The sequence below is a fragment of the Streptomyces sp. TG1A-60 genome, from assembly GCF_037201975.1.
Taxonomy (GTDB): domain Bacteria; phylum Actinomycetota; class Actinomycetes; order Streptomycetales; family Streptomycetaceae; genus Streptomyces.
Map to the genome: position 1 here is coordinate 529,683 of NZ_CP147520.1, position 26,151 is coordinate 555,833.

25 protein-coding genes and 1 pseudogene are annotated in these 26,151 nt (G+C 71.1%); 18 read left to right on the top strand and 8 right to left on the bottom strand.

Annotated features, from left to right (window positions below):
• The first annotated feature begins 74 nt into the window (after nucleotides 1–74).
• Both WBG99_RS01685 and WBG99_RS01690 read left to right on the top strand, forming a co-directional pair.
• On the top strand, nucleotides 75–1,565 hold the full coding sequence (locus tag WBG99_RS01685) for an ISL3 family transposase (protein WP_338900179.1): 1,491 nt from the start codon (nucleotides 75–77) through the stop codon (nucleotides 1,563–1,565).
• 38 nt (nucleotides 1,566–1,603) lie between these two features.
• Nucleotides 1,604–2,314 (top strand): annotated as a pseudogene (locus tag WBG99_RS01690) (IS256 family transposase); the annotation flags it as partial.
• Between the two features lie 113 nt (nucleotides 2,315–2,427).
• On the opposite strand, the gene WBG99_RS01695 reads toward WBG99_RS01690, so the two are convergent.
• On the bottom strand, nucleotides 2,428–3,435 hold the full coding sequence (locus tag WBG99_RS01695) for an IS3 family transposase (RefSeq protein ID WP_338894560.1): 1,008 nt from the start codon (nucleotides 3,433–3,435) through the stop codon (nucleotides 2,428–2,430).
• Between the two features lie 20 nt (nucleotides 3,436–3,455).
• The gene (locus WBG99_RS01700) at nucleotides 3,456–3,584 is read right to left on the bottom strand and encodes a hypothetical protein (protein WP_268270499.1); all 129 of its coding nucleotides are present in this window, start codon (nucleotides 3,582–3,584) and stop codon (nucleotides 3,456–3,458) included.
• A gap of 285 nt (nucleotides 3,585–3,869) precedes the next feature.
• On the opposite strand from WBG99_RS01700, the gene WBG99_RS01705 reads away from it, so the two are divergent.
• Together WBG99_RS01705 and WBG99_RS01710 are read left to right on the top strand one after the other, a co-directional pair.
• The gene (locus WBG99_RS01705; RefSeq protein WP_338894561.1) at nucleotides 3,870–4,352 is read left to right on the top strand and encodes a hypothetical protein; all 483 of its coding nucleotides are present in this window, start codon (nucleotides 3,870–3,872) and stop codon (nucleotides 4,350–4,352) included.
• Between the two features lie 23 nt (nucleotides 4,353–4,375).
• Nucleotides 4,376–5,872: an ISKra4 family transposase gene (locus tag WBG99_RS01710; RefSeq protein ID WP_338900180.1), complete on the top strand. Its 1,497-nt coding sequence runs from the start codon at nucleotides 4,376–4,378 to the stop codon at nucleotides 5,870–5,872.
• A 42-nt stretch (nucleotides 5,873–5,914) separates the two neighbouring features.
• Here the strand turns inward: WBG99_RS01710 and WBG99_RS01715 are convergent, their stop codons facing one another.
• Nucleotides 5,915–6,943, bottom strand: a complete 1,029-nt coding sequence (locus WBG99_RS01715) for a LuxR C-terminal-related transcriptional regulator (RefSeq protein WP_338894562.1) — start codon at nucleotides 6,941–6,943, stop codon at nucleotides 5,915–5,917.
• A 281-nt stretch (nucleotides 6,944–7,224) separates the two neighbouring features.
• Between WBG99_RS01715 and WBG99_RS01720 the strand changes: the two genes are divergently transcribed.
• From WBG99_RS01720 to WBG99_RS01735, 4 genes are read left to right on the top strand one after another with little or no spacing between them, the layout of a single operon-like run.
• The gene (locus tag WBG99_RS01720) at nucleotides 7,225–8,259 is read left to right on the top strand and encodes a sugar ABC transporter substrate-binding protein (RefSeq protein ID WP_338894563.1); all 1,035 of its coding nucleotides are present in this window, start codon (nucleotides 7,225–7,227) and stop codon (nucleotides 8,257–8,259) included.
• Between the two features lie 18 nt (nucleotides 8,260–8,277).
• Nucleotides 8,278–10,125 (top strand): ATP-binding cassette domain-containing protein, encoded by a 1,848-nt coding sequence (locus WBG99_RS01725; RefSeq protein ID WP_338894564.1) that lies wholly within the window; start codon nucleotides 8,278–8,280, stop codon nucleotides 10,123–10,125.
• Entirely contained in the window at nucleotides 10,122–11,114 is a 993-nt protein-coding gene (locus tag WBG99_RS01730; RefSeq protein ID WP_338894565.1) for an ABC transporter permease, read from the top strand. Before WBG99_RS01725 ends, WBG99_RS01730 begins: the two co-directional genes overlap by 4 nt.
• A 50-nt stretch (nucleotides 11,115–11,164) precedes the next feature.
• A complete protein-coding gene (locus tag WBG99_RS01735) occupies nucleotides 11,165–12,862 on the top strand; it encodes an amidohydrolase (protein ID WP_338894566.1) in 1,698 nt (565 codons plus the stop codon).
• A gap of 68 nt (nucleotides 12,863–12,930) precedes the next feature.
• Here WBG99_RS01735 and WBG99_RS01740 read toward each other — a convergent pair whose 3' ends face one another.
• Nucleotides 12,931–13,872: a TIGR03619 family F420-dependent LLM class oxidoreductase gene (locus WBG99_RS01740; RefSeq protein WP_338894567.1), complete on the bottom strand. Its 942-nt coding sequence runs from the start codon at nucleotides 13,870–13,872 to the stop codon at nucleotides 12,931–12,933.
• Nucleotides 13,873–14,004: 132 nt separating this feature from the next.
• Between WBG99_RS01740 and WBG99_RS01745 the strand changes: the two genes are divergently transcribed.
• The 3 genes from WBG99_RS01745 to WBG99_RS01755 all read left to right on the top strand — a co-directional run bounded on the left by WBG99_RS01745 (nucleotide 14,005) and on the right by WBG99_RS01755 (nucleotide 16,062).
• Nucleotides 14,005–14,577, top strand: coding sequence for a MarR family transcriptional regulator (locus WBG99_RS01745; RefSeq protein WP_338894568.1), 573 nt, complete (start codon nucleotides 14,005–14,007; stop codon nucleotides 14,575–14,577).
• 260 nt (nucleotides 14,578–14,837) lie between these two features.
• The gene (locus WBG99_RS01750) at nucleotides 14,838–15,491 is read left to right on the top strand and encodes a LysE family transporter (protein WP_338894569.1); all 654 of its coding nucleotides are present in this window, start codon (nucleotides 14,838–14,840) and stop codon (nucleotides 15,489–15,491) included.
• Nucleotides 15,492–15,615: 124 nt separating this feature from the next.
• Nucleotides 15,616–16,062: a nitroreductase family deazaflavin-dependent oxidoreductase gene (locus WBG99_RS01755; RefSeq protein WP_338894570.1), complete on the top strand. Its 447-nt coding sequence runs from the start codon at nucleotides 15,616–15,618 to the stop codon at nucleotides 16,060–16,062.
• Nucleotides 16,063–16,222: 160 nt separating this feature from the next.
• Here the strand turns inward: WBG99_RS01755 and WBG99_RS01760 are convergent, their stop codons facing one another.
• Nucleotides 16,223–17,203 carry a cation diffusion facilitator family transporter gene (locus WBG99_RS01760; protein WP_338894571.1) on the bottom strand — a complete coding sequence of 327 codons (981 nt, stop codon included), beginning with the start codon at nucleotides 17,201–17,203 and terminating at the stop codon, nucleotides 16,223–16,225.
• Between the two features lie 126 nt (nucleotides 17,204–17,329).
• On the opposite strand from WBG99_RS01760, the gene WBG99_RS01765 reads away from it, so the two are divergent.
• The 4 genes from WBG99_RS01765 to WBG99_RS01780 all read left to right on the top strand — a co-directional run bounded on the left by WBG99_RS01765 (nucleotide 17,330) and on the right by WBG99_RS01780 (nucleotide 20,006).
• Entirely contained in the window at nucleotides 17,330–18,346 is a 1,017-nt protein-coding gene (locus WBG99_RS01765; protein ID WP_338894572.1) for a glutathione S-transferase C-terminal domain-containing protein, read from the top strand.
• Nucleotides 18,347–18,381: 35 nt separating this feature from the next.
• Entirely contained in the window at nucleotides 18,382–18,678 is a 297-nt protein-coding gene (locus tag WBG99_RS01770) for a DUF4235 domain-containing protein (protein ID WP_338894573.1), read from the top strand.
• Nucleotides 18,679–19,092: 414 nt separating this feature from the next.
• Nucleotides 19,093–19,455, top strand: a complete 363-nt coding sequence (locus WBG99_RS01775) for a DUF1304 domain-containing protein (protein WP_338894574.1) — start codon at nucleotides 19,093–19,095, stop codon at nucleotides 19,453–19,455.
• Nucleotides 19,452–20,006: a TetR/AcrR family transcriptional regulator gene (locus WBG99_RS01780; RefSeq protein ID WP_338894575.1), complete on the top strand. Its 555-nt coding sequence runs from the start codon at nucleotides 19,452–19,454 to the stop codon at nucleotides 20,004–20,006. Before WBG99_RS01775 ends, WBG99_RS01780 begins: the two co-directional genes overlap by 4 nt.
• A gap of 505 nt (nucleotides 20,007–20,511) precedes the next feature.
• Here the strand turns inward: WBG99_RS01780 and WBG99_RS01785 are convergent.
• Nucleotides 20,512–21,621, bottom strand: coding sequence for an NAD(P)-dependent alcohol dehydrogenase (locus WBG99_RS01785; protein WP_338894576.1), 1,110 nt, complete (start codon nucleotides 21,619–21,621; stop codon nucleotides 20,512–20,514).
• 73 nt (nucleotides 21,622–21,694) lie between these two features.
• Complete coding sequence (locus WBG99_RS01790) at nucleotides 21,695–23,152, bottom strand: aldehyde dehydrogenase family protein (RefSeq protein WP_338894577.1); 1,458 nt, start codon at nucleotides 23,150–23,152, stop codon at nucleotides 21,695–21,697.
• Between the two features lie 105 nt (nucleotides 23,153–23,257).
• Here WBG99_RS01790 and WBG99_RS01795 point away from each other — a divergent pair, with 105 nt between their 5' ends.
• Both WBG99_RS01795 and WBG99_RS01800 read left to right on the top strand, forming a co-directional pair.
• Nucleotides 23,258–23,686 carry a MarR family transcriptional regulator gene (locus tag WBG99_RS01795; RefSeq protein ID WP_338894578.1) on the top strand — a complete coding sequence of 143 codons (429 nt, stop codon included), beginning with the start codon at nucleotides 23,258–23,260 and terminating at the stop codon, nucleotides 23,684–23,686.
• 146 nt (nucleotides 23,687–23,832) lie between these two features.
• The gene (locus tag WBG99_RS01800; protein ID WP_338894579.1) at nucleotides 23,833–24,216 is read left to right on the top strand and encodes an anti-sigma factor antagonist; all 384 of its coding nucleotides are present in this window, start codon (nucleotides 23,833–23,835) and stop codon (nucleotides 24,214–24,216) included.
• A 42-nt stretch (nucleotides 24,217–24,258) separates the two neighbouring features.
• Here WBG99_RS01800 and WBG99_RS01805 read toward each other — a convergent pair whose 3' ends face one another.
• Nucleotides 24,259–25,209: a ribose-phosphate pyrophosphokinase gene (locus tag WBG99_RS01805; protein WP_338894580.1), complete on the bottom strand. Its 951-nt coding sequence runs from the start codon at nucleotides 25,207–25,209 to the stop codon at nucleotides 24,259–24,261.
• A 195-nt stretch (nucleotides 25,210–25,404) separates the two neighbouring features.
• On the opposite strand from WBG99_RS01805, the gene WBG99_RS01810 reads away from it, so the two are divergent.
• Nucleotides 25,405–26,061, top strand: a complete 657-nt coding sequence (locus tag WBG99_RS01810; RefSeq protein ID WP_338894581.1) for a DUF4230 domain-containing protein — start codon at nucleotides 25,405–25,407, stop codon at nucleotides 26,059–26,061.
• Nucleotides 26,062–26,151 lie beyond the last annotated feature (90 nt).

Consider the following 26,151-nt stretch of genomic DNA (forward strand, 5'->3'; position numbering starts at 1 on the left):
TGTTTCCGCACCTGTCCGCGCTGCTGATCGAGGAGGTCGAACGACGGCCGGAAAAGGTGGTGTTGAGGACGCGGGTGCGGGCCACGACTGGGGCCTGCCGGTGCGGCCAGAGGTCGTCTCGGGTGCACGGTCGGTACGTACGGAGGTTGCGCGATGTCGCCGTTGGCGGGCTCGGCGTGGTGATCGAGTTGTGCGTGCGCCGATTCCGCTGCGAGAACCCTGACTGCACAGCGGTGACGTTCGCCGAACAGATCGCGGGGCTGACCACCCCGCACAGTCGCTATAGCCCGCTGCTGCGTGGGGTGTTAACGCGGGTCGGGCTGGCGCTGGCCGGCAGGGCAGGAGTCCGACTCGCGGCCGCGGCCGGTATCACCGTGGGCAAGGACACGCTGCTGCGGCTGGTCAGAGCCCTGCCCGACCCGGAGATCGGCCAGGTGGAGGTACTCGGTGTCGACGACTTCGCCTTCCGTAAAGGCCGCCACTACGGCACTGTGCTCATCGACATGGCCACCCACCGTCCACTGCACCTCTACGACGGACGTGAGGGAGAGGACCTGGCTGCCTGGCTCCGCGGTCACCCTGAGGTGAAGGTCATCTGCCGTGACCGTTCCGGCGGATACGCGGAAGGTGCACGGGCCGGGGCACCGCAGGCCGAGCAGGTCGCTGATCGCTATCACCTGTGGGCCAACCTCGGACAGGCGGTCGAGAAGTCGGTGAACGCCCATCGTTCCCGCCTGACCGAACCAGTTCCCGCAACTGACGGTAACTCCGATGCCCTGGAGGCGGAGCCCGAGAAGGTCCAGCCATCGACGGAGCTGAAGATCGTGACTCGATTGCGTGAGCAGCATGCCGCCGCCCACGAACTGTGGGAGAAGGGCATGTCCAAGGCGGCGATCGGCCGGAAACTCGGGCTGCACCAAGCCACCGTCCGCAAGCTGGTCAACGCCCGCTCCGCGGACGAAGTCGTCGCCAAGAGCCTGCAACGGGCGCATATCGTCGATCCGTACGTCGGCCACCTGCACCGGCGCTGGAACGAAGGTGTCAGAAACGCCGCCCAGCTCTACCGCGAGATCCAACAACTGGGCTATCCAGGTGGCGAGTTGGCCGTCCAGCGTCATCTGCGGCGCTACCGAACCGGGCGCGGACATGCACCCGTCCCCGGCCCCAAGCCGCCATCGGTCCGCGAGGTCACCTCCTGGATCATGACCCACCCCGAGCACCTGCGGGACGAGGACGCCGACAAGCTCCACCGCCTACGCAAACGGGATCCCGAGCTCGACCGGCTCACCCTCCACGTCAGGAAGTTCGCCGCGATGATGACCGGACGCCACGGCGACCGCCTCGAAGACTGGATCACCAACGCTGAGCAAGACACGCTGACCCCGCTCGCGGGCTTCGCCCGCAACCTCCGCCGCGACTTCGACGCCGTCCGCAACGGACTGTCCCTGCCACACAGTTCCGGCACCGTCGAAGGCAACATCAACCGGCTGAAGATGCTGAAACGCCAGATGTTCGGCAGGGCCAGCCTCGATCTCCTACGCAAACGCGTCCTACTCGCACGGTGAGTCTGAACCGTCCGGATCACAAGATCGTCGACAGAACCCGGATCCGGGACGGGCAGGTGGCGAACCGTCCGATCTACGTCGTCATGGCCGTGACCGCCGAGGGCCACCGCGACATCCTGGGGATCTGGGCAGGCGACGGGGGCGAGGGCGCGAAGTACTGGCTGAGCGTGTTCACGGACCTGAAGAACAGGGGCGTCGACGATGTCCTGATGCTGGTCTGCGACGGACTGAAGGGCCTGCCCGAGGCGGTGGAGGCCGTCTGGCCTCGAACGATTGTGCAGACCTGCGTCGTTCACCTGCTGCGGAACTCCTCCCGGCACGCGGCCCGCCAGGACTGGGACAAGATCGCCAAGGCGTTGAAGCCCGTCTACACGGCACCGAACGAGAACGCCGCGACCGAGCGGTTCAGCGAGTTCCAGGAAGCCTGGGGCAAGAAGTACCCGGCGGTCATCCGGCTCTGGGAGAACGCCTGGGCCGAGTTCGTGCCCTTCCTCTCCTTCGACGTCGAGATCCGCAAGGTCATCTGCTCGACGAATGCGATCGAGTCCGTCAACGCCCGCATCCGCAAGGCCGTTCGCGCCCGCGGCCACTTTCCCAACGAGGCCGCGGCCATGAAGTGCGTCTACATGGCGCTGATGAGCCTGGACCCGACCGGCAAGGGCCGCAAGCGATGGACCATGCGCTGGAAGGCGCCCCTGAACGCCTTCCAGATCGCCTTCGAAGGCCGGCTCACCCCGGCCGCCAACTGACCCCTACAAAAACTGGATCAGCCGTCTACTGGACACACCCGTCGGATCCGCGGTTTCCGTACCTTACGGCGGACCCGGGCGGAAGATTTCAAGTCCAGTGAGACGTTGCGATGCTATGAGCTCTGTGGTGCGGGTTCCCTGCGCTTGGCGGGATCGTTGGTCCACGCCTTCTGAGGTATCTCGGGTGGGGTGGGGCGGCGGCCGAAGCGTGCGGGGTGGCGGGTGTAGGCCGCGGCCAGGGTGACGGCTCTTTGGTCGCGGACCTCCTCGGCGGTGCCGAAGTGGACGCTGGCCGGCGTGTGCCAGCCGATGCCCGAGTGCCGGTGCTCATGGTTGTAGTACGACGTGAACGCCTCGAACCATTCGCGTGCGTGCGCCAGGGAGTCGAACCGTTCGGGGTAGTCGGACATGTACTTGGTGGTCTTGAACTGGGCCTCGCTGTAGGGGTTGTCGTTGGAGACCTTCGGCCGCGAGTGGCTTCGGGTGACACCGAGGTCGATCAGCAGCTGCGAGACCTTCTTGGACGTCATGGAGGTGCCCCGGTCGGCGTGGACCGCCTCGGGCACGATGCCGCCCAGTTCGATGGTCTCGCGGATCAACTCCTCGGCCCGCTCGGCTGATTCGGCGCGCTCCACGGTGTGACCGACGATGTAGCGGCTGAAGATGTCGATGACGACGTAGGCGTGGTACCAGATGCCCCTGGCCGGTCCGGCCACCTTGGTGATGTCCCAGGTGAAGACCTGCGAGGGGGCGGTGGCGACCAGCTCGGGCACGGTCTTGGCCGGGTGGGTGGCCTGACGGCGGCGCTCGCCGGCCTGGCCCTTCTCGCGCAGGATCCGGTACATCGTGGAGATGGAGCAGTGATAGCGGCCCGCGTCCAGCTCACGGGCCCAGATCTGCGCGGGCGGCAGCTCCGCGTACTCGGCGCTGTTCATCAACTCCAGTACCGCTGCGCGTTCTTCACCGGTCAGAGCCGAGGGCTGCACCTGGGCCTGGGAGCGGGGTCTGCGGGGCGCCGGGGGCTTCAGCCCGCGGTAGTGGGTGGCCCTGGACCGGCCGGTCAGCCGGAACGCGGCCGTGATGCCCACCTGGACTTCGACGCCGGTGAACGCGGTGTCCACGACGGGATCGGCCGTGTGCTTCAGTCCGCGCTCTCGGAGATCATTTCCAAGAGCGCGGAAGCTTTTCCCATCACCTCGAGTGCGGCCTTGTTCCGGGCCAAGTCCTTCTGCAGCCGCTCCACCTGCTGGCGCAGCTTCTCGTTCTCCACCTCCGCGGCGGACTTCTTCGCACGGGCCGGGCTGGTCCGGCGGTCGACCAGGCTTTTCAGGGCCCCGGCATCCCGGGCGGCCCGCCACTCCTTGACGTGCGAGTGGTAGAGCCGTTCCCGGCGCAGGACCGCACCCTTTTCATTCCTGGGCGGGTGCAGATCTTGTGGGGGTGCCTCGTTGGGGTGATTCGCAGGGGTTCGGGATGTGCCGGTGTGGGGCGGTCTCTACCGTCGGCGAGGTGAGCTGGCCGTGGGTGCGGGCACCGGGTGAGGCGGGGTGGTGTGGTGCCGTCGTTGATGGCCGCGTTGGATGCCAGAGAGAGTGAATGCCGGGCCAGAATCGCGGGGTTGCGCAAGCAGATCACGGAGCTTTCCGAAGCGTTGTCCCAGGCGGAAGGCGAACTGTCCCGGCTGCAGATCACGCGGGAGACGGTGGAGCAGGTGCTGGCCGACGGTCCGGTAGCCGCGTGTGATGCCTCCGTGCCGGCAGTGTCCGGGCCGGTCGACGTTGCCGCGGCACTGCTGGCCGCCGAGGCCGCGGGCGATGTGACGGTGATGTCGCCGGACTACCAGCGGATCACCGCGCTGTTCGCGACGTCGGGGTCGGCGTGGCGGTGCAAGGAGGTGTGCGTGGAGCTGGGGCTTCAGAGCGAGGCCCGTCACGTGGAGGGCATGCGCTCGAAGCTGAAGCGCCTGGTGGAACGCGGGATCCTCGCCGAGATCGCGCCGGGGCTGTTCAGGGTGGACGGACGGGAGTTGGGCTGGTGAGCGCCGTCCCGGAGACCGGCCCTCTGGCGGTGGCCGAGCTCGCGTTCGCCGCCTCCCGCGGCCTGTTCGAGCAGGTCGCCACGGATCTGACGTCGCCGGACGCCGCCGCGTTGACGCATTCAGGGCTGGAGGACCTGCTCGCGGCGCGGATGCGCGAGGTGACCCGGCAGCTGTTCCAGGACCATCTGGATCTGCGCGCGGTGCGCGAGCAGCGGGCCGATCCGGTGGTCGATGCGGCCGGTGTCGAGCGCACCCGGATCGAGCGGGGCCGGAGGCGGATCCTGGCCACGGTGTTCGGGAAGGTCACAACGACCCGGATCGCCTACCGAGCCACCGGCTCGGCCGATCTGCACCTGTCCGACGCCGCACTGAACATGCCTGCCGGGATGCACAGCCTGGGGCTGGCCCGGCTCGCCGCGACCGAGTCCGCCCGCGGCTCCTTCGCCGAGGCGGTCGACCGCGTCAACGTGCTGACCGGCGCCGGCATCGGCCACCGGCAGGTCCAGGAACTCGCCGTGGCCGCCGCGGCCGACATCGACGCGTTCTACCAGGCCCTGGTGCCCGAGCCGTGCACCGACGCCACGCTGCTGGTGCTGTCCACCGACGGCAAGGGCGTGGTGATAAGGCCCGAGGCGCTGCGCGAAGCCACCGCGAAAGCCGCCGCAGCCAAAAACGGCAACAAGATGGCGACCAGGCTCGCGCCCGGCGAGAAGAACGGCCGCAAACGGATGGCCACCCTGGGCACCGTCTACGACGCCGAGCCCGCCGTCCGCGGCATCGACGACATCATCACCGACCCCGCCGACCCCGTGAAGGAGCGTCGCCCGGGCCCGAAAGCCAGGTCCAAGTGGCTGTGCGGCTCGGTGAACGACACCGCCGAGCAGGTCATCACCGCGGTGTTCGACCAGGCCGAAGCCCGCGACCCCGAGCACCGCCGGACCTGGGTCGTGCTGGTCGACGGCGCCCGGCATCAGCTCGACCTCATCCGAGCCGAGGCCGGACGCCGGAACGTCACCGTGCACATCGTCATCGACATCATCCACGTGCTCGCATACCTGTGGGGCGCCGCGCACTGCCTGCACCCGGCCGGCGACCTCGCAGCCGAGACCTGGGTCGCCGGACACGCCCGGACCATCCTGGCCGGAGGCTCCGAGCAGGCCGCGGCCACGATCAGCGCCGCCGCCGACGATGCCGGGCTCAGGCCCGGCTCGCGCAAGGGCATCGACGACGCCGTCGGCTACCTGAAGAACAAGGCCGCCTGCCTGCGCTACGACACCGCGCTGAGCGAAGGCTTCCCGATCGCCACCGGGATCATCGAGGGGGCGTGCCGCCACCTGGTCAAAGACCGCCTCGACATCACCGGAGCCCGCTGGGGCCTCCCCGGCGCCGAAGCCGTCCTGAAACTCCGTGCCCTGCGCAGCAACGGCGACTTCGACACCTACTGGGCCTGGCACGAGACACAGGAGTTCACGCGCAACCACCAGGCCCGATACCGCGACACGCTCATACCAGCAGCTTGATCGCCAGAACCCTCATTGGATCTGCACCCTACCGAGACCGGCTCAGCCGTCGGGCGTTCTCTCGACGAAGCGCTCGACGTCCGCTGCGGTCGGCCGGAGCAGTCCGTCGCGTACGGCGAGGGCCGTGGCCTCGGCCCGGGAGGCGGCGCCGGTCTTGCGCAGCAGGTGCTCAACGTGGGTGTGCACCGTGCGCGGGGACAGGAACAGCGCCTGGGCGATGGCCTGGTTGGTCTGGCCGGTGGCCGCCCGGGTGAGCACCTCCAGTTCGCGCGGGCTGAGTCCGTACGGCAGCGGGGCGGGTGCCTCGTGCACGAGGACCGCGCGGCGTACGACGGCCGTGCCGAGGGTGTGGCGACGGAGGGTGACGCGGTACCAGTCGTGCCCGACGGGCCAGAGGAGACGCAGCCGTGCGCCGTGGGAGTCGGCGAAGGCGCGCGCCAGGAGGCGGAACTCGGTGTCCCGAAGGACCGCGGCGGGCTCCCGGCCGGGGAGTTCGACGGTCTCGTCGGCGACGACCAGGCTCGCTCCGCCCTCCGCCGGGAGGTCGTGGAGGTCGCCCGCGTGTGCGGCGGGGTCGGCGAGGACGCCCAGGGCCGGCAGGAGAGAGGCGAGGAGATGGCGGGTGGCGGTGTCGTAGGCGTTCGGGGTCGCGGTGGAGAGGGTGATCAGGCCGACGAGGCGGCCGTGGTGGCGCAGGGCTCCCGTCACCGCGTCGCGTACACCCGCCGGACGTATCCGCTCGGCGTAGAACCAGCCGTCGCGGTAGCGCTCCCCCGGGTCTTCGACGTCCTCGCAGATGGAGGGCGGGATCTCGCTGCGCAGGACGTTGGCGTACCAGGGGGTCGAGACGAACTCGGCGGCCAGCGCCTCGGAGACGGCGGCGTCGTAGCCGAGGCCCGCGATCTGCACATGGGTGCCGGTGATCGGGTCGATCTCCAGGAGGGTGGCACCGTCGAGGGGCAGGGCGCGGCCGAGTTCGTGGAGGGCCTCGGCGCAGGCGGAGGCGGTGTCGCGCTCGCGGGTGAGCATGCCGATACGGGTGGCGGCAGCGATCTGGTGGTGGGTGAGCATGCGAGCCTCCCGGGGCCGCCCCGAGACCGGACAGGTCTTTTGGACCCTAACGATATGCGGGCGGCGACGGGTGGGCAAGGCACGCACCGATCTGTGAAGCGGACACCCGTCCACCCCGCCGTGCGGCCACGGCCGTACGCACGCCGTACGGCCACCGCTCCTCCCCCGCCCCCCGCGCTCGGTAATTGTACGGATGGTGGGCCGGGGCCTGGGGGTCTTTTCTGTTCGGCACAGCCGGATGCCCGCCGCTTCCGGGCCCACGTCGCTTGGAGATCCCCGCCATGACCAGACGCCACCTTTCCGTCGCCCCGGCCTCGCGCAGGCAGTTCCTCGCCTGGTCCGCCGGAGCCCTCGCCACGACCGGACTGGCCACCGCGGGCTGTAGCGCCCCGGAGAGCGGCTCCGGCGCGGCGCAGGCCGGCGCCTCCCCCTCCGCGACCGAACTCACCAGGATCGGCCTGGACTATCCCTTCACCCAGCTCCCGCTCTACGCCACGCTGGTGAAGCTCTCCACGGCCGCCGCGAAGAAGCACGACGCCAAGCTGCTGACGACGAGCGACGGAAGCAACGCCGACACCCAGGCCAGCAATCTCCGTACCTGGGTCGCGCAGAAGATGCCCGCCATCGTGTCGTTCCCGATGGTCTTCGAGGCCGCAGAGTCGATCGCCGGGGCGGCGCTGGACGCCGGCCTGATCTGGGTGACGTACGGCGGGACGCTGGAGAACCAGAGCGCCGACATCCAGTTCAGCTTCCGTGAGAGCGGCAAACTCCTCGGCGAGGCGGCGGCGAAGTGGGCCAACGACGAGCTGGGCGGGAAGGGAAAGGTGGCGTTCCTGGTAGACAACACCATCGAGCTGGGCCGGGAGCGCACGAAGGGCATGGTCGACGCGTTCACCGAGCTCGCGCCAGGCGTCGACGTGGTGGCGCAGGAGCAGGCCATCGACCCCGACACGGGGCTGTCGAAGTCCAACGCGATCCTCGCCAAGCACCCCGATCTCAACATCGTGCTCGGGATCACGGACGCGGCGGCGTACGGCGGGTTCAAGGCGCTGCAGCAGGCCGGACGGAAGAAGGGCGACCGCAAGACGTTCGTCGGCGGCCAGGACGGCGCGACCCCCTCCCTGCTCGCCATCAAGCAGGGCACGTTCTACCGCGCGTCCTCCGCGCTCGCCCCGCAGGACATCGCCGACGCGATCGTCGGTGTGCCGCTCGCGGTCGCCGCCGGGAAGGCCGACCCGAGCGCCCAGGTACCGGTCAAGCTGGTCCAGCGCGGTGACACGGCGGAGATCGACACGCTGCTCGCCCAGAACGGCTAGGGCCCCGCGATGGCCGACATGAGCGACACCACGCGGACGCCGGAAGCAACCGGCGCGGCCGGGGCCACCACGCCGGTGAACCCGCCGAATCTGCGCATCACCTCGCTGAGCAAGTCCTTCGGCGGTGTCCGCGCCCTGGACGAGGTGGACCTCACCGTGCCGGCGGGGCAGGTCCACGCCCTCCTCGGGCACAACGGGGCCGGCAAGTCCACACTCATCAAGTGCCTCGGCGGCGCGTACCCGCCGGACGCCGGGACGATCGAGGTGGGCGGTGTGCCGTACACCCGGCTCAGCCCGCGCGAGTCCATCGCGGCCGGGGTGGCGATCATCTTCCAGACGCTGAGCGTCGTGGACTCCCTGACCGTGGCGGAGAACATCTTCCTCGGCCAGGAGTGGACCCGGTACGGCCGGATCGACCGCCGGGCCCAGGAGAAGGTGGCCGCCGAACTCCTCGACCGCGTCGCCGCGAGTTGCTCCCCCCGCGACCGGGTGGGTGAACTGCCCATGGGACAGAAGCAGTTGGTCGAGATCGCCAAGGCCCTCAGCCGCAGCGCCTCGGTCCTGGTCCTGGACGAGCCCACGGCGGCGTTGTCGGGCACCGAGAGCGAGGCCCTGGCCGCCCGTGTGGAGGACCTCCGCGCCCAGGGCCTCGCCATCGTCTACGTCACCCATCTCCTGGCCGAGGTCGAACGCCTGGCGGACGCGGTGACCGTCCTACGGGACGGCCGGGTCGCCCATCACGCGGCGGCGGGAGGCCACAACCGCCGGGAACTGGTGGAGGCGATCACGGGTGGCCGGGGAGCCGCGCCGACGGGTTCCGCGGGGAGTGGGCCGGCCGCGGCGCGCGGCTCGGCGGGCGGGACGGCGCCCGCCACCGGTGCCGGTGGCGCGTCGGACGCCGCCCGCGGCGGGGCGGACACGGTCGCCGGGGCCGCGGGCGGCGCCGATCACGACGCGCCCGGCCACGAGGGACACGGCACCGCCGGGTTCCCCGACCGCGAGAGCCCCCCTTCCCCGGGAGCGGCCGACCGCCCCCGGGAAACCGCCACCGCACCCGACGGAGCCGTGGCCCTCTCCCCGCCCGGCACACCCCTCACCGCGCGCCTCACCGTCCACGGCCTGCACGGCCCCGGCTTCGGACCGGTCGACCTGACCGTCGGCGAGGGCGAGATCGTGGGGCTGTACGGGCTCATCGGGTCCGGGCGTACGCGGGTGCTGGAGACCTTGTTCGGCAGGCGCCGTGCGTCCGGTGGCACGGTCCGGGTCGGGCAGCGTGTCGTCTCGCCGGCCCGGCCCGCCGACGCGCTGGCGGCAGGGGTCGCGCTCGTGCCGGCGGACCGGCGGACGCAGGGGCTGTTCGCGGGGCTGAGCGCGCAGGACAACGTGCTGCTGCCGTCGGTGCGGACGCTTGCCCGGCGCGGGGTGCGGGCGCTCGGCGCGGAGCGGAGGGTGTTCGGCTCGCTCGCCGGGGCGGTCGGGCTGCGGCCCGCGCGACCGGGGCTCCCGGCGGCGGCCTTCTCCGGCGGCAACCAGCAGAAGCTGCTGCTCGGCCGGTGGATCAACGAGGCCCGTGCGGTCGACGTCCTCCTGCTGGACGAGCCGACCCAGGGCGTCGACGTCGGCGCCCGCCAGGAGATCTACGACGTCGTCGGCACGCTCGCCGACCAGCGCGGCACGGCCGTCCTGTTCGCCTCCAGCGACCCGGAGGAGGCGGCCGTCCTCGCCCACCGCTGTCTGATCGTCGACCGGGGCCGGATCGTCGCCGAACTCTCCGGCGCCGACCTCACGGAAGAGTCCCTGCTCGCGGCAGTGCACGACGCGGGGCCGACGGCCGGACCCACCCCATCCCACGAAGGAGCAGCATGACCACCGCGACCGCCGCCGGACGTGTCGTTCCCGGCCCGCGCGCGCTCGGCGCACACGGGCTGGCGACGGTGCGGCGCCAGCCTCTGATCGTCGTTCTCGCCCTGCTGGTGCTGGTGTTCCAGTTGTCCACGGGCAGCTTCCTCGACCCGGGCAATCTGCGGGGGATCGCCACCGACGCCGCCGCCCTCGCGATCGTCGCCGTACCGCTGGCCCTGCTGGTCATCAGCGGCTACCTGGATCTGTCGGTGGGCTCGACGCTGGCGCTCGGGGCGCTGACTGCGGGCTGGCTCGCGGGTGAGCAGAGCCTGTCGCCCGTGGTCGCCGTCCTCGGGGCGCTGGCGGTCGGCGCGGCGGTCGGTGCCGTGAACGGGGTGCTGTGCTGCTACCTGGGGCTGTCGCCGTTCATCGTGACGCTGGGCATGCTGGCGGCCGTACGCGGGCTGGCGCAGCAGCTCTTCCCGTTGCCGCTGAGCGGATTCGGCGACGGTTTCGCGTGGCTGGGCGGGGCGCGGATCGCCGGAATCGCGGCGCCCGTGGTCATCGCCGCCGCCGTGCTCGTCGCCGGGGCGCTGTTCCTGGCGTACACCCCGACCGGGCGGCATGTGTTCGCGATCGGGGTCAACCGGGAGGCCGCGTACCTCTCCGGCATCGACGTCCGCCGTACGCCGTTCGCCCTGTTCCTGGTCACGGGCGCCGCCGCCGCGCTGGCCGGGGCGATCAAGGCGTCCGTGCTGGACAGCGTGGTCGCGGGCACCTCCGGCGCGGGCTTCGAGCTGACGGTGCTCACGGCGGTGCTGCTGGGCGGCGTCGCGCTGAGCGGCGGCTCCGGTTCGGTTCTCGGTGTCCTGCTCGGCGTGCTGTTCCTGGGTTGCCTGCAGAACGGGCTGACACTGCTGAGCGTGCCGACGTTCTGGCAGCAGATGGCCCAGGGCGTGGCCCTGGTGGCGGGCGCCGCGCTCGCGTACTTCGGCCCACGCCCGAACCGGTGACCTGCGATCCGCCCCCTCCCTCCCTCCTCCGACACCCCAGAGAGGTCCTCGTGAGCGACACTTCCCCCACCCTCGTCCTGACCGGCGGTCAGGTCATCACCGTCGACGCCGGTTTCACCGTCGCCGAAGGTGTGGCCGTGCGCGGCCGGGAGATCGTCGCGGTCGGCACGGACGCCGAGATGCGCGCGCTGGCCGGGCCGACGACGAGGATCGTCGAGCTGGCGGGGCGGACCGTGCTGCCGGGCATCAACGACTCGCATCTGCACGGCGCCGCGTACGGGCTCGCCAAGCCGCCGTTCGCCCTCGACGTCGGGCATCCGGCGGTCGGTTCGATCGCCGACATCACCGCGACGGTGCGCGCGGCGGCGCGGACCACCGCGCCCGGCGAGTGGATCGTCGGCCTGGGCTGGGACCCCGGCTATCTCGCCGAGTGCCTCGCCGATCCTGGCCGCTTCCCGCACCGCACGGACCTGGACGCGGTGGCGCCCGACCATCCCGTCTGCCTGACCGACTTCTCGCAGCACATGGTGTGGGCCAACAGCGAGGCACTGCGCCGCTGCGGGATCGGCGCCGGCACCAAGGCGCCCGACGGCGGTGTCATCGACCGGGATACCGACGGCCTGCCCACCGGCATCCTGCGCGAGGCCGCCGGGGTGCTCCTCCAGGCCGCCCTGCCCTCCCCCACCGTCGCCCAGCGCCGCCAGGCGATCCAAAACGTCGTCGCCGAACTCCACTCGCGGGGCATCACCAGCTACACCGAGCCGGGCCTCGGCCCCGGCGGCTCCGAGACCCTGTTCGGCGGGCTGAGCACCGACAACTGGACCGCCTACGCCGACCTGGCCGCGACCGGCGCTCTGCGCGCCCGGGTCAGCGTCCTGCTGCTGCCCGCGCCGATGGGCGGCTCCGCCGACGACGTCCGCAAGGGGCTCGCCGAGCTCCACCGCCCCGGGTCAGCGGACCCCCGCCTCCTGAAAGCGAACGGCGTGAAGATCTTCGCCGACGGGGTACCGCCGAACCGTACGGCCTGGATGAACGAGCCCTATGTCGACGGCGGTCACGGCTCGCTGTGCGTGCACGGGCCCACGCCCGAGCTTCAGGTCGACGAACTGTTCGACATGATCCGCGTCGCCCACGAGGCCGGCTACCAGTTGGGCGTCCATGTGACCGGTGACCGGGCCATCGACACCGTCGTGGACGCGTTCCTGGCCGCGCAGGAGGCAGCGCCACGCCCGGACGCCCGGCACTACGTCATCCACGGCGACTTCATCGGTGCGGACAGCCTCACCCGGCTGGCGGCGCACGGCTACGGCGTCAACATGAACCCCGCCATCAAGTGGACGATCTCCGACCTCATGGAGGAGATCGTGGGCCCGGAGCGGTCGGCGTACGAGTGGCCCGTCCGCTCGGCCTTCGAGGCGGGGGTCGCGGTGTGCGCCAGCTCGGACGCGCCGATCACGGAGCCCGACTGGCGGCGGGGCGTCGCCGGGATGCTGCTGCGCGAGTCGAAGGCCAGCGGCCGGGTCAGCGGCCCTGAGCAGTGCGTGGAACTGGCCGAGGCGCTGCGGGCGTACACGATCAACCCGGCGCGGCAGGACTTCGCCGAGGGCTGGAAGGGGTCCGTGGAGGTGGGGAAGGTGGCCGACCTGTGCGTCCTGGACCGGCCGCTGCTGGACGCCGACCCGCGTGACATCCCTCAGGTGCAGGTGGACATGACGGTGTTCGACGGCGGGATCGTCTTCGAACGCTGAGTCCGGCCGACACGATAAGGCCGGCGCCGCTCTCGCGGCGCCGGCCTTATCGTGTCGGCCGCCGGTCGTCAGCCGGTCAGCGTCGTCACCCGTCGCATGACCTCCTTGCAGAAGGCGCCCACCTCGTCGGGGTCGTCGATGAACTGGTTCGGCTTGACGCAGAAGGTCGTGAAGCCCTGCTCCAACTGCTCCGGTACGGACGCGAGGGCCGCGCCGAGGTCCGCCGGGGAGTGGTCGTCGGGGAAGACCGCCTGGGTGCCGCCGATCATCTCCAGGTCGGCGGCGTCCCGGCCGGCGGCGGCCATCGCCTCGTGGAGCGCCTTCAGATCCTGCGGCGTCGGCCGGCCCAGGGGGTGGAAGCCGTGGCCGTACCGGACGAGGCGGCGCAGCACGGGACCGCGCAGGCGCTGCCCGCCGAACCACAGCCGCGGCCCCTCGGGGCGGTACGCCTTGGGCTCGAAGTAGACGTCCCGGAACGGGTAGTGCTCGCCGTCATGGGAGATGGGGGACGGCCCCCAGGCCTTCGCCCAGACCTCCAGGTGCTCGTCGAGCAGCCGGCCCCTGCTGCCGAAGGGCACGCCGAGCGCGTCGTACTCGTCCTTGCTCCAGCTGACCGTGGGCTGCACCAGCAGCCGTCCCTCGCTGAGCAGGTCGAGGGTGCCGAGTTCCCGGGCCATCAGCAGGGGGTGGCGCAGCGGGGCGAGCACGGCCGCGGCGGCCAGCCGCAGGCGCTCGGTGACGGAGGCGATGGCGGCGAGCAGGAGCAGGGAGTTGGGCCACGGGGTGTGCGGGTCCTGATTGCCGGGGAGGGCGTAGTCGCGGGGGTTGCCCATGATGCCGTCGGCGGCGGAGTCGGGGCCGAGCACGATGTGTTCGCTCACCATGACGGAGTCGAACCCGGCGTCCTCGGCCTCGCGGGCCCACCGTACGGCGGTGGGCAGGTCCGCCCGGCCGCCCGTGAGCGTCCAGTTCTCACTGAGGACAAGCAGCATGCGGGGGGTGGTGCTCATGGTGGATTCCCTTTCCTCCGTACAATTTGATCCCGAATGACCGATCGACCGAATGTCCGCACGAACGACGAGCCGGGAACCGGGGGGCCGCACACGGCCGTCGGGTCCGGCCGTGCTATCGAAGGAGCGCCCGTGCCCGGCCAGCGATCCATCACCGACGCCGAGAAACTCGCCGCGGCGAAACTGGGGGACTTCCCGGTCCGCCGTGACCAGATGGCGGCGGTGGCGAACATCTACCGGGCCGCCTCGGCGGTGCGGCAGCATCTGGAGAACTCCGTGCTGCGCGGTTCCGACCTCACCTGGACGGCCTTCGTGGTGCTGTGGGTGGTGTGGGTGTGGGGTGAGTCCGAGACCCGGCACGTGGCGGAGGAGGCGGGCATCTCCAAGGGCACCCTCACCGGTGTGGCGCGCACGCTGGAGTCGCGCGGACTGGTGCGGCGGGCGGGCCACCCGACGGACGGCCGGCTGGTCCTCCTCGCCCTCACCGACAAGGGCGAGGAGCTGATGCGGCGGGTGTTCCCGGCGTTCAACGAGGAGGAGGCCTTCGTCACCGGCCGGCTCAGCGACGCGGAATGCCGGAGCCTCGCGGAGGGGCTGCGCGGTGTCGTGCTCCAGGTCGAGGAGCACGGCGAGGAACGCCGCCGCACCCTGCTGAACGGTGCCGAGCCCGCACCCCGCCGCAGCGGCCGTCGCCCGAAGGCCTGAGCCCCCGGCCGCGCGCACTGCCGTCCGTCCATGGCGACGACCACCACCTCATACCGTTTGAGTTCAAACAACATAGGCAGGCCCGCGGCCCTGGTCAAGGGTCGTCGGAGTGACACGCGTCCGACGGCCCCGCCGGCGGTAATTCGATTGCCGCGGCACGGCACCGGCCTCCACGATCTGCCCATGCGCACTCTCGACGCCTTCCCTCCGCTGACCCTCGCCGCCGTGCCGGTGCGGGACCGACAGCAGCCCGGCCGACCGTGGGGACCGACGCCGCCCCGGTCGTGACGGCCGCGCTCGTCGCGGGGCTCCTCGCCGGCTACGGCATCGCCATCCCCGTCGGAGCGGTCGCGACCTACCTCGTCTCCCTCACCGCCCGTACGTCCCTGCGGACCGGAGTCTGCGCCGCACTCGGCGTCGCCACCGCCGACGGGCTCTACGCCCTCGTCGCCGCCCTCGGCGGGACGGCCCTCGCAGCCGCCCTGCGGCCGGCGCTGGCGCCCCTGCGCTGGGCGTCGGCCCTGGTGCTCCTCGCGCTGGCCGTACGCGGCGCGGTCACGGCGCTGCGCCGGTACCGCGCACGACGGCTCACCACCCGACCGCGGCCGGACCCGGTGGGCCCGGCACACGCCTACGTCGCCCTGCTGGGCATCACCCTTCTGAACCCCACCACGGTCGTCTACTTCGCCGCGCTGGTCCTCGGCAGCCGTGCCACCGCAGCCGTGAACCCGTGGGAACAGGTGGTGTTCGTGCTCGCCGCGTTCCTCGCCTCCGCGAGCTGGCAACTGCTGCTCGCCGGAGGCGGCGCACTGCTCGGCCGGGCACTGACCGGGCACCGGGGGCGGCTGGCGACGGCACTCCTGTCGAGTGCCGTGATCTCGGTGCTGGCGGCTCGGATGCTGAGGCCCTCGTGAGCGGCGCGCGTGGCAGGAGCCGGCCGAAGTCGCCCACGGGGTACGGTCCGATGAGGATGGATTCGCCAGAGGCCGGTGTTGTAGGCGGGACGGCGTCTGTACGCGACAGCAAAGGAGGGTTGCCATGCCTCTTGAGGGCGAGTACGCACCCAGCCCCACCCAGTGGGTGCGCGAGCAGGTCGAGTTGTACGAGAGCTCGGGCGGCACCAAGGGAACGACGTTGCGGGAAACGGGCCTGCCGGTCGTCATTCTCACCACGCGCGGCGCGAAGAGCGGGAAGATCCGCAAGACTCCGCTGATGCGCGTGGAGCACGACGGACGGTACGCGGTCGTGGCCTCACAGGGCGGGGCGCCCAAGCACCCGGTCTGGTACCACAATCTCAAGTCCGACCCGCACGTCGAGCTCCAGGACGGGCCGACGCGGCAGGAGTTGACCGCCCGTGAGGTCACCGGGGACGAGAAGGCCGAGTGGTGGGAGCGGGCGGTCGCCGCGTATCCGCCGTACGCCGACTACCAGAAGCAGACCGACCGGGTGATTCCGGTCTTCGTGCTGGAGCCGGCGAACGGGTAGGGGGACGCCGGTCTCTCGTGCGCGCAAGGCGCCGTGCGGCGTGAGGAGAAAACCCCGACGCTTCGCGCATGGTCCACCGCGCACCGGGCACCCGAGTCTCAGGCCCCGCCGCGCCCCCCGTCGCGGCGGGGCTTCTCACTGTCCGCTCCCCCGGCCGCCCTCACCCTTCCCGCGCCGCCTTCTCCGTCACGTCGAGGAAGATCTGGTCGGCCTCCGGGACGGCACGGGAGATGGAGCGCTTGATGCGGACGGCGACCTCCTCGACCTCCTCGCTGTCGAGGCCGGGGACGAGGTCGACGCGGGCGGCCACCAGGGTGGAGTCCAGGCCGAGTTGCATGGTGAGCAGGGCCTCGACGCTGTCGATCTCGGGCTGTGCCGCCAGCAGGGCGCGGATCTGGCGGCTGGGTTCGGGGTCGGCGGCGACCCCGATGAGCTGTTCGCGGGCGTCCCGGCCGAGCCAGTAGGCGACGTACACGAGCAGCGCCCCGATCGCGAACGAGGCGGACGCCTCCCAGATCACCTGGCCGGTCAGCATGTGCAGGACCATCCCGGCGATCGCGAGGGTCACACCGAGCACCGCCGTGCCGTCCTCGGCGACGACCGTACGCAGTGCCGGGTCCCTCAGTCCGTCGGCGCCGCCCTGATTGCGCACCTGGTGCAGGGCGCGCAGCAGGGAGGTGCCCTCGGAGAGAAGGGCGACGCCGAGGACGGCGATGCCGGCCGCATAGCCGTCGTAGGACTCCTCCGAACCGCTTGTCAGGGCGTGGATCGCCTGGAAGAAGGAGAAGCAGCCGCCCATCACGAAGATACCGACGGCGGCGAGCAGGGACCAGAAGAAGCGCTCCTTGCCGTAGCCGAAGGGGTGCCGGCTGTCGGCGGGGCGGCGGCTGCGGCGCAGCGCGGCGAGGAGGAACACCTCGTTCATGCTGTCGGCCACCGAGTGTGCGGCCTCCGAGAGGAGGGCCGGCGATCCGGCGAGGAGTCCGCCGATGGTCTTGGCCACGGCGATCACCAGGTTCGCGCCCAGGGCGACCAGCACGGTGACCCGGGTCCTGCGGTCCTCCCGTGTCTTGCCCTCCTCGTGCGGCTGCGGCTTCGGCCCTTCGACAACCGCCTCGCCCCGGTCGTCCATCGTCTCCATGTCTGCTGATGTCCCGGTCACGTTCGCCGACTGCCCCGACCGGTCACGCTCACACCGTGGGTGGCGCGGAAATCGGGGAACCCGCCCAGGGCACAGGTATCCGGACAGACCGGGAGGACGGGTGGCATGAGTGTCGGCGAGGGCAATGAGGCGTACGGACGGAAGGCGTTCAAACGGTCCAAGAGCCACTTCACGGACCGGATCACCGCCGACGGCCGGGACGGGTGGCCCGTGGAGGCGGGCCGCTACCGGCTGGTCGTCAGCCGGGCATGCCCCTGGGCGAGCCGGGCGGTGGTCTCGCGGCGGCTGCTGGGCCTTGTGGACGCCCTGCCGATGGCCGTAGCCGACCCGATCCAGGACGACCGCAGCTGGCGGTTCACGCTGGACCCGGACGGCCGCGACCCCGTGCTCGGCATCCGGTTCCTGAAGGAGGCGTACGACGCGCGGGAGAGCGACTACCCGGGCGGGGTCAGCGTCCCCGCGATCGTCGACGTGCCGAGCGGCCGACTGGTCACCAACGACTACCAGCAGCTCACCCTCGACCTCGCCACCGAGTGGACGGACCTGCACCGCGAGGGCGCGCCCGACCTGTATCCGGCGGACCTGCGCGACGAGATCGACGCGGTGATGGCGGAGGTCTACGAGAACGTCAACAACGGGGTGTACCGGGCGGGTTTCGCCACGAGCCAGGAGGAGTACGAGGAGGCCTGCGCCGGAGTGTTCCGGCGGCTGGAGGCGCTGTCGGAGCGGCTGGCGCGGCAGCGCTATCTCGTCGGGGACACGATCACCGAGGCGGACATCCGGCTCTTCACCACGCTGGTGCGTTTCGACCCCGTCTACCACGGTCACTTCAAGTGCAACCGCTGGAAGTTGGCCGAGGACCCGGTGCTGTGGGCCTACGTCCGAGACCTCTTCCAGACCCCCGGCTTCGGTGACACCGTCGACTTCGACCACATCAAGCGCCACTACTACCAGGTGCACGCCGGCATCAACCCGACCGCCGTGGTGCCGCTGGGGCCCGATCTGGCCGGCTGGCTCGCGCCCCACGGCCGCGAGGATCTCGGCGGCAGCCCGTTCGGCGACGGGACGCCGCCGGGGCCGGTGCCCGCCGACGAGGTCGTAGCCCCGCGGGGCCGTCCCTGAGCCGGTCACATCACGACGCGAAGGAGGAAGACCAGATGTCCAAGAAGAGCAAGCTCCCTCTCGCCTACCAGCCGCTCGGCTTCGCCCTCGGCTGGGCGGGCGGCGCGCTGGCCTCGCTGGCGTTCCGCAAGACATGGAAGGCGATCCGCCACGAGGACGACGCGCCCGACGCGCTGGACCGGGACCGGGGCTGGGGCGAGATCCTGCTCGCGGCGGCCGTCCAGGGCGCGATCTTCGCGGTCGTGCGCAGCGCGGTGGACCGCACGGGCGCGAAGGCCATCGAGCGGTCCACCGGGGTGTGGCCGGCCTCGGACAAGGGGGGCCGGGACTGACGTACAGGCCGCATGGCGGCGGGGCCGGACATCGGTCCCGCCAGACGGCCGACGACCTCGCCGTCCCACAGCGCGGCCGGCAGCAGCCGGCCGGGGTTCCGCAACGCGGCCGTGAAGGTCTCGGTGCCGTGCAGGCGCGGCCAGTCCACGTTCAGGCCCGGGTCACGCTCCTGGCCGTCCTCGGCGAACAGCCGGGAGCTGGAGACGACGAACGCCGGCACGTCCGCGGCGCGGGCACGCCGCGCGATCGCCTCTTGCCCACCCATTCATGGACGGGAACCTGACGGCGGGGTCCGACAGCCCACCCGTGGCGGCTCCCGGCACCCCGCGCATTTCCTGGACAGACGTCCAGCTATAGTGGACAGCTGTCCAAGAAGTTCGGAAGCATCGAGAGAACTACGGAGTCTGGCGACCATGGAGATCCTGGCGAACGTGCTGGTGGTGGCGGTGGCGGCACTGCACGTGTACATCCTGGTGATGGAGATGTTCCTGTGGCAGAAGAAGCCGGGGATGGGCTTCCACGGGTTCGACGCCGAGATGGCGCAGCGGACCGCCCCGATGGCCGCCAACCAGGGGCTCTACAACGGCTTCCTCGCGGCCGGACTCGTGTGGGGCCTGATCGCCGGTGACCCGACCGGCTACCGCGTCCAGATCTTCTTCCTCGCCTGCGTGATCGTCGCGGGCGTGTACGGCGCCGTCACAGCCAACCGCCGCATCCTCGTCGCCCAGGCGCTCCCCGGCGCACTCGCCCTGGCCGCCGTCCTCGTCGCCGGATGACCCCGGAGGACCCCCGGGCTTCCCGTACCCGGGCCAAGCTGCGGGAAGCCCTCCTCGACGAGTGCGCCCGGCATCCGCTGCACGAGGTCAGCGTGGCCGCGCTGGTCCGCCGGGCGGGGGTCGGCCGGGCCACGTTCTATGTGCACTACCCGGACCTGGAGTCCCTCGCCGTCGACGCCTGCGCCGATGTCGTACGGGAGGCCGTGGAGGCCCTGCACGCCTGGCGCGGGCGCCCCGACCCGGTGCGGGCGCCGGCGGCGCTGCCGGAGTTCTTCGCGGGCCTCGCCCCGCACACGGCCCTGTACCGGGCGCTGCTGGCGCCCGGTGGCGGCGGACCGCTGGGCCGGGTCCTGCACCGGGATCTACGGGCCTACAGCCTCCGCGAACGCGAGCTCGCGGAGGCCGCGGACGCCCCGCTGGTGGCCTCCGCGGTGGCGGCCACCTTCGCGGGGGTCCTCGCCGACTGGCTGCACGGCCTCCTCGACGGCACCCCGCAGGAGATCGCCGACCAGGCGTGGCAGTTGCTGGTCGCGCTGCACCGCAGCCGGTGAGCACGCACCGCCCGCGGAAGCCGGCCAGAGCTCCCCGGCAGGCCCCTGCCGTCGGCCACGGCGGCCCACGCCTCGACGCCCTCGTCGGTGCGGACCAGGCCTTCGACAGGTCGTCCGGGACGAGCTTCAGCGTCCGGTCCTCGTAGCGGTACCGGGTCGCATGCCTTCGGGGGCATACGGATGTCGGCGTCGTAGGCGGAGACGAGCATCCCGTCGGGCAGGACGCCCGCGGGGTGACACCGGAAGTGGGCCGACTGCCGGTCGAGTGCTCCGCGCCCACGGAGCTCTCACCGTGGCGGTCGCCGGGCGGCGCCGTCCGTCCAGTTCTCGGTCTCCCCGGACTCGGTGCGGCGCGCCGGGAGTCCCACGGGGCGGTACACCTGGTGCGGCATGCGACGCCGGAGGCGTCCATGACGTTCGACGGCCCTGTGGGTGACCTGCACGGCAGGTCACCCACAGGGCCGGGGTCACGCGGGGAGGACGTGACCCGGAGGGAGAAGGCCTCTCAGAACGTCAGCACGGGCTTGATGCTCTTGCCGCCGCTCATGTCCGCCACCGCCTGGTCGATGTCCTCGAACCTGTAGCGCCTGATCAGACGCTCCAGCGGGAGCTTGCCGTCCTTGACCAGCTGGACGAGGACCGGGATGGCGGTCTGGATCTCGTTGTCGCCGAGGGTGAGACCCACGATCCGCTTGCCGGAGAGCAGGCCGTTGACCTCCAGGGAGACCTCGGTGCCGAACGGCGGGGCGCCCACGATGACAAGGGTGCCGCGCGCGGCGAGGGAGTCGACGCCCTTGCGCAGGACGAAGACGCTGCCGGTGGTCTCGACGACTCCGTCGGCGCCCTGACCGCCGGTGATCTCCATGACGGCCTCGGTGATGTCGGCGACGTCGCTCGCGTTCACCGTGTGTGTGGCGCCCAGCTGCCTGGCCAGCTCCAGCCGTTCGCCGACCTTGTCGACGGCGATGATCGTGGTCGCCGGCGTGAGGGCAGCCGCCATCACCGCGGAGAGGCCGACGGCCCCGGCACCGAGGACGAGGAGCGCGCTGCCGGCGCGGGGCTCCAGGACGTTCCAGACGGCGCCGACGCCGGTCTGTACGCCGCAGCCCAGCGGGGCGATGGAGTCCAGCGGCACATCGGGGTCGACCTTGACGAGGCTGCGCTCGTCGACCACGGCCCGCTCGGCGAACGAGGACTGGCCGAAGAAGTGGCCGCCGAGCGCCTCGCCGTCGCGGGTGATGGTGCTGGTGCCGTCGGCGCGGCTGCCGCCGATCAGGTTCAGCGGGAGCCAGCTGGCGCAGTACGCCGGATGCCCGTCACGGCAGTTGCGGCAGTCGCCGCAGGAGGTGAAGGAGAGCAGGACGTGGTCGCCCGGCCCGACGGAGGTGACGCCCGGGCCGACCGCCTCGACGACACCGGCGCCCTCGTGGCCCAGGACCCCGGGGAGCGGGAAGGGCAGCGCGCCGCCGGCGACGGTCAGGTCGGTGTGGCAGAGCCCTGCGGCGACCATGCGGACCAGCGCCTCGCCGGGGCCCGGCTGGTCGAGGACGACCTCGGAGAGGGTGAAGGGAGCGCCCCCGGACTCGACCACGGCGGCACGTGTGGTGGTGGACATTCTCATGTACTCCTTGTTCGTTCGTGAGCCGCCGGAGCGCTCCCGCGGCTCACCGGTGTTCCCGGGGGTGCGCTCAGTCGAGCGAGACGACGACGGACTTGACCTTGGTGTAGGACTCCAGGGCCTCGGGGCCGTACTCCCGGCCGAAACCGGAGGCCTTCACACCGCCGAAGGGCACGGCGGGGTCGAGCATCGGCCAGTCGTTGACCCAGACGATGCCCGCCTGGAGCCGGTCGGCGACGCGGTGCGCACGGGTCAGGCTGGTGGTCTGGATGCCCGAGGCCAGGCCGTACGGCGTGGAGTTGGCCAGCTCGACGGCCTCGTCCTCGGAGTCGAAGGGCTGCACGGTGAGGACCGGCCCGAAGACCTCCTCCTGGACGACCCGGGAGTCGTTGGCGAGGTCGGCGATGACGGTGGGCTTGTAGTAGTAGCCGCCGTTCAGGTCGAGGCGCTCGCCGCCGCAGACGATGCGGCCGCCCTCCTTACGGGCCAGCTCGACGTATTCCTCGACCTTCTTCAGGTGCCGCTCGCCCACCATCGGGCCGATGACGGTCTCGGGCTGCCGGGGGTCGCCGATGGGCACGCCGGGCACGGCGTCGGCGAGGATGCCGACCACCGTGTCGTACACCGAGCGGGCGACCAGCAGGCGGGGGCCGCCCATGCAGAACTGGCCGGTGTTGAAGACGAAGCCCTTGATGACGGCGCCGATGGCCTTCTCGATGTCGGCGTCCTCGAAGACGAGATGGGCCGCGTTGCCGCCGAGTTCCATGGTGACCTGCTTCAAGCCCTCACCGGCGACGCTCGCCGCGTGCCGGCCGGTCGCGGTGGAGCCGGTGAAGGCGATCTTGTCGACGCCGGGGTTGCGCAGCAGCGCCTCGCCGACGACCGGGCCCGCGCCGGTGACGACGTTGTAGACGCCGTCCGGGACTCCGGCCTCCTTGAGGAGGTTCGCCATGTAGAGGGCGCTGAGCGGGGTCTCCTCGGCGGGCTTGTGGACGACCGTGTTGCCGGCCGCGAGCGCGGGGGCGATCTTGGTGCCGGCCAGGATCAGCGGGAAGTTGAACGGGGTGATCGCGCCGACCACGCCGATCGGGTCGCGCTTGGTGTAGGCGAGGCGGTTGTTCGGGACGTCGCGGGCGGAGCCGTCCAGGGACCAGGCGAGGGAGGCGTAGTACTCGTAGTCGTTGGCCGCGTTCGTGACGTCCACGGCGTGGGCCAGCGTGATGGGCTTGCCGACGTCACGGCTCTCCAGGGCCGCGATGTCGTCGGCGTTCTCCCGGATCAGCTGGGCGACCCGGTTCAGGATCCGGCCGCGCTCCCGGCCGCTCAGCCCGGACCAGGCGCCGTTGTCGAACGCCTCGCGCGCGGCGCGCACGGCGGCGTCGACGTCGGCGGCCCCCGCCTCCGCGACGGTGGTGACCACCTGGCCCGTCGACGGGTCGATCACATCGGCGCGTGCCCCGTCCATCGCCTCAAGCCACTGTCCACCGATGAACAGCCGCCCGGGCTCGCTCTCGAAGGTGGTCGTCATTGCCCACTCCTCAGCCTTGATTGCCAAAACTTCAATCAACAGGATTCTTGTTTGTCCGCAGTGTCATTACACACAGGTTTCCTGTCAATGCCTTACGCTGACCCCATGGTCGGCACCAAGGCACCACCCTCCCTCCTCTACATGGTCAAGCAGGTCGAACTCGTTGTCCGCTCGCGCCTCGACGAACTGGTGAGACCGGCCGGGATCACGGCCCTGCAGTACACGTCCCTGACCGTCCTGGAGCGGCACGACGGGCTCTCGGCCGCCCAGCTCGCCCGCGACTCCTTCGTCACGGCCCAGTCCATCGCGGATCTCGTACGCAGTCTCGAGAACCGGGGGCTCGTCCGCCGGGAGCGCAATCCGCGCAACCGGCGTGAGCTGATGATCCTGCTCACCGACGAAGGGCGCGAGCTACTCGCCCACTACGCCCAGCAGGTGCGTGACCTGGAGGAACGCATGATCCGCGACCTCACCGCGCACCAGACCGACCAGTTCCGGCAGGCACTGTCGAAGGCGTGGCACGCGCTGTCGTAGGCGCCCTGGCGTAAGACTCCGGACGGATTGCCGGAGAAATCGAAGACATATGTCAATCGAGCATGCTGAAATTCACCCTGACGTGGTAACTCGCAGGGCGGGGACGGGTTTTGCTCTCACACAGGCCGGCTGGAGGCGATGCCGTCGTGTCGCACGACCCCGCACCGCCCGCGACCGAGTACCTGCGTGTCCACACGGACCGAGGCCGCACCGTGCTCGAACTGCGCGGCGAGATCGACATCGCGGCGGCCGTGGAGATCATTCCCCACCTCGACGTGGCGACGGGCCGCCCCGGCGCCCGGATCGTGGTCGATCTGCGGCACGTCGAGTTCTTCGACTGCTCCGGACTGCGGCTGCTGTACCGGGCCCGGCAACGCGTGCTCGACCGCGACGGCGAACTGCGCCTCGTCTGCACCCACCCGCTCACCCTGCGCGTCCTGAAGGCCACGGGCCTGGCCCGGCTGCTGCCACCGGCCCCGTCGCTGGACGCCGCCCCGGAAAAGCCCGGGGTCACGTCCGGCACGTCATGACCCGTCACGGAAGCCCGTCACGGGTGGACGGCCGTTCGGCCATCAGCTCGACGGCGCGTCGAACAGGGCGCTGACGGACTCGCCGTTGTGGATGCGGCGCACCGCCTCGGCGAGCGCGGGCGCGATGGAGAGCACCTTCAGCTTCTCGGTGCGCTCCTCGACCGGGACCGGCACCGTGTTGGTGCAGACGATCTCCAGTACGTCGGGCTGTTCGCCCAGCCGCTTCAGGGCGCCCGCCGCGAACAGTCCGTGGGTGCACGCCACCCGGATCGAACGCGGCCCCAACTCGCGTAGCCGCTCCAGGAGTTCCAGGACGGTGCTGCCCTTGGCGATCTCGTCGTCGAGGACGATGACGTCCCGCCCTGCGACCTCGCCGATCACCGAGCTGATGCTCACCCGGTCGTCCGCGAAGCGCTGCTTGGCGCCTGCGGCGACCTGCGCGCCGATCAACCGCGCGAACGCCGCCGCCTCCTTGGCGTTGCCCAGGTCGGGCGAGACGACCGTCGTACGGGAGAGGTCGTACTGCCGGAAGTGGACGGCCAGTTCGCGCAGTGCGTGCAGATGGTCGACCGGCACCGAGAAGAAGCCGTGCACCTGGGGCGAGTGCAGCGTCATCGCGAGCACGCGACCGGCTCCGGCCGCCACCATCAGATCGGCGACGAGCCGGCCGCCGATGGAGATGCGCGGCGCGTCCTTCTTGTCGGAGCGGGCGTACGCGTAGTGCGGCATGACCACGGTGATCCGGCCCGCGGAGGCGCCGCGCGCCGCGTCGCACATCAGCAGCAGCTCGACCAGGTGCTCCTGCACGGGCGCGACCAGCGGCTGGACCAGGAACACGTCCCGTTCCCGGCAGTTGGCCTGGAGCTGCACCTCCAGACAGTCGTTGGCGAACCGGCTCACCCTTGACGGGCTCAGCGGCACACCCAGGTGCGCACAGACCTCGTTCGCCAGTTCGGGATGGGCGCTGCCGGTGAAAACGGCGATGTCACGCACGGGGGCTCCTCGTATGAACATGATCATTACGGGTTGCGCGGCTCATGCTACTGGCCTCCCGGCATACGCCTCTTCGCTACAGCGGCCCGGACGGCCCGCACCCCTGGTCTACGGCGAAGTACGGACTATCCCCGACTCGGCGTTCCCCCGCAGCCTTTGAGGGCATTCGTTGAAAGAGGAAGGAGGACCGTCGACATGACGACGTCCATCAAGCGCACGCGTGTGCCCGGCTGGGCCAAGCTGCTCATCGCCGTGATCACCCTCATCGTGGTGCTGCTGGCCGCGTTGCGGCTGCTGGTCTTCGGGGGCCTGAACGACGTGTTCGGCACCGAGGAGCACGACCGCTCGGGGCCCACACTCCTGAAGTCCATCCAGGACATGAGCCGTTACGACGCCGCCACGGGCAACTTCCAGGTGGTCGTCGATCTGGAGAAGGACGCCAAGTACCTGCCGGACACGATCCGCGGCACCCGCACGCTGTACGTCGGCGCGGGGACCGTCGACGCCTATGTCGACCTGGGCAAGGTCGGCGAGAACGACGTGAAGGTCAACGACGACCGCACGTCGGCCACCATCAGCCTCCCGCACGCCCGGCTCGGCGAGCCGGCCCTCGACACCGAGCACTCCTACGCCGTCTCCAAGCAGCGCGGTCTCCTGGACCGCCTGGGCGATCTCTTCTCCGACAACCCCAACGGCGAACAGGCCGTGCAGCGCCTCGCCGTCAAGCACATCGGCGAGGCCGCGAAGGAGAGCAGGCTCACGGACCGCGCCGAGTCCAACACCACCGACATGCTCGAAGGGCTGCTGGGGTCCCTCGGCTTCAAGGAGGTGAAGGTGACGTACGGGTCCTGACGGGCCTCCGCGCGTCTGCCGCCCCATGGTCTCGACCGGGGCGGCGCCCCTCGAACGGGAGCGGGCCCTGCCGGTCTCAGCCCGGAGTGT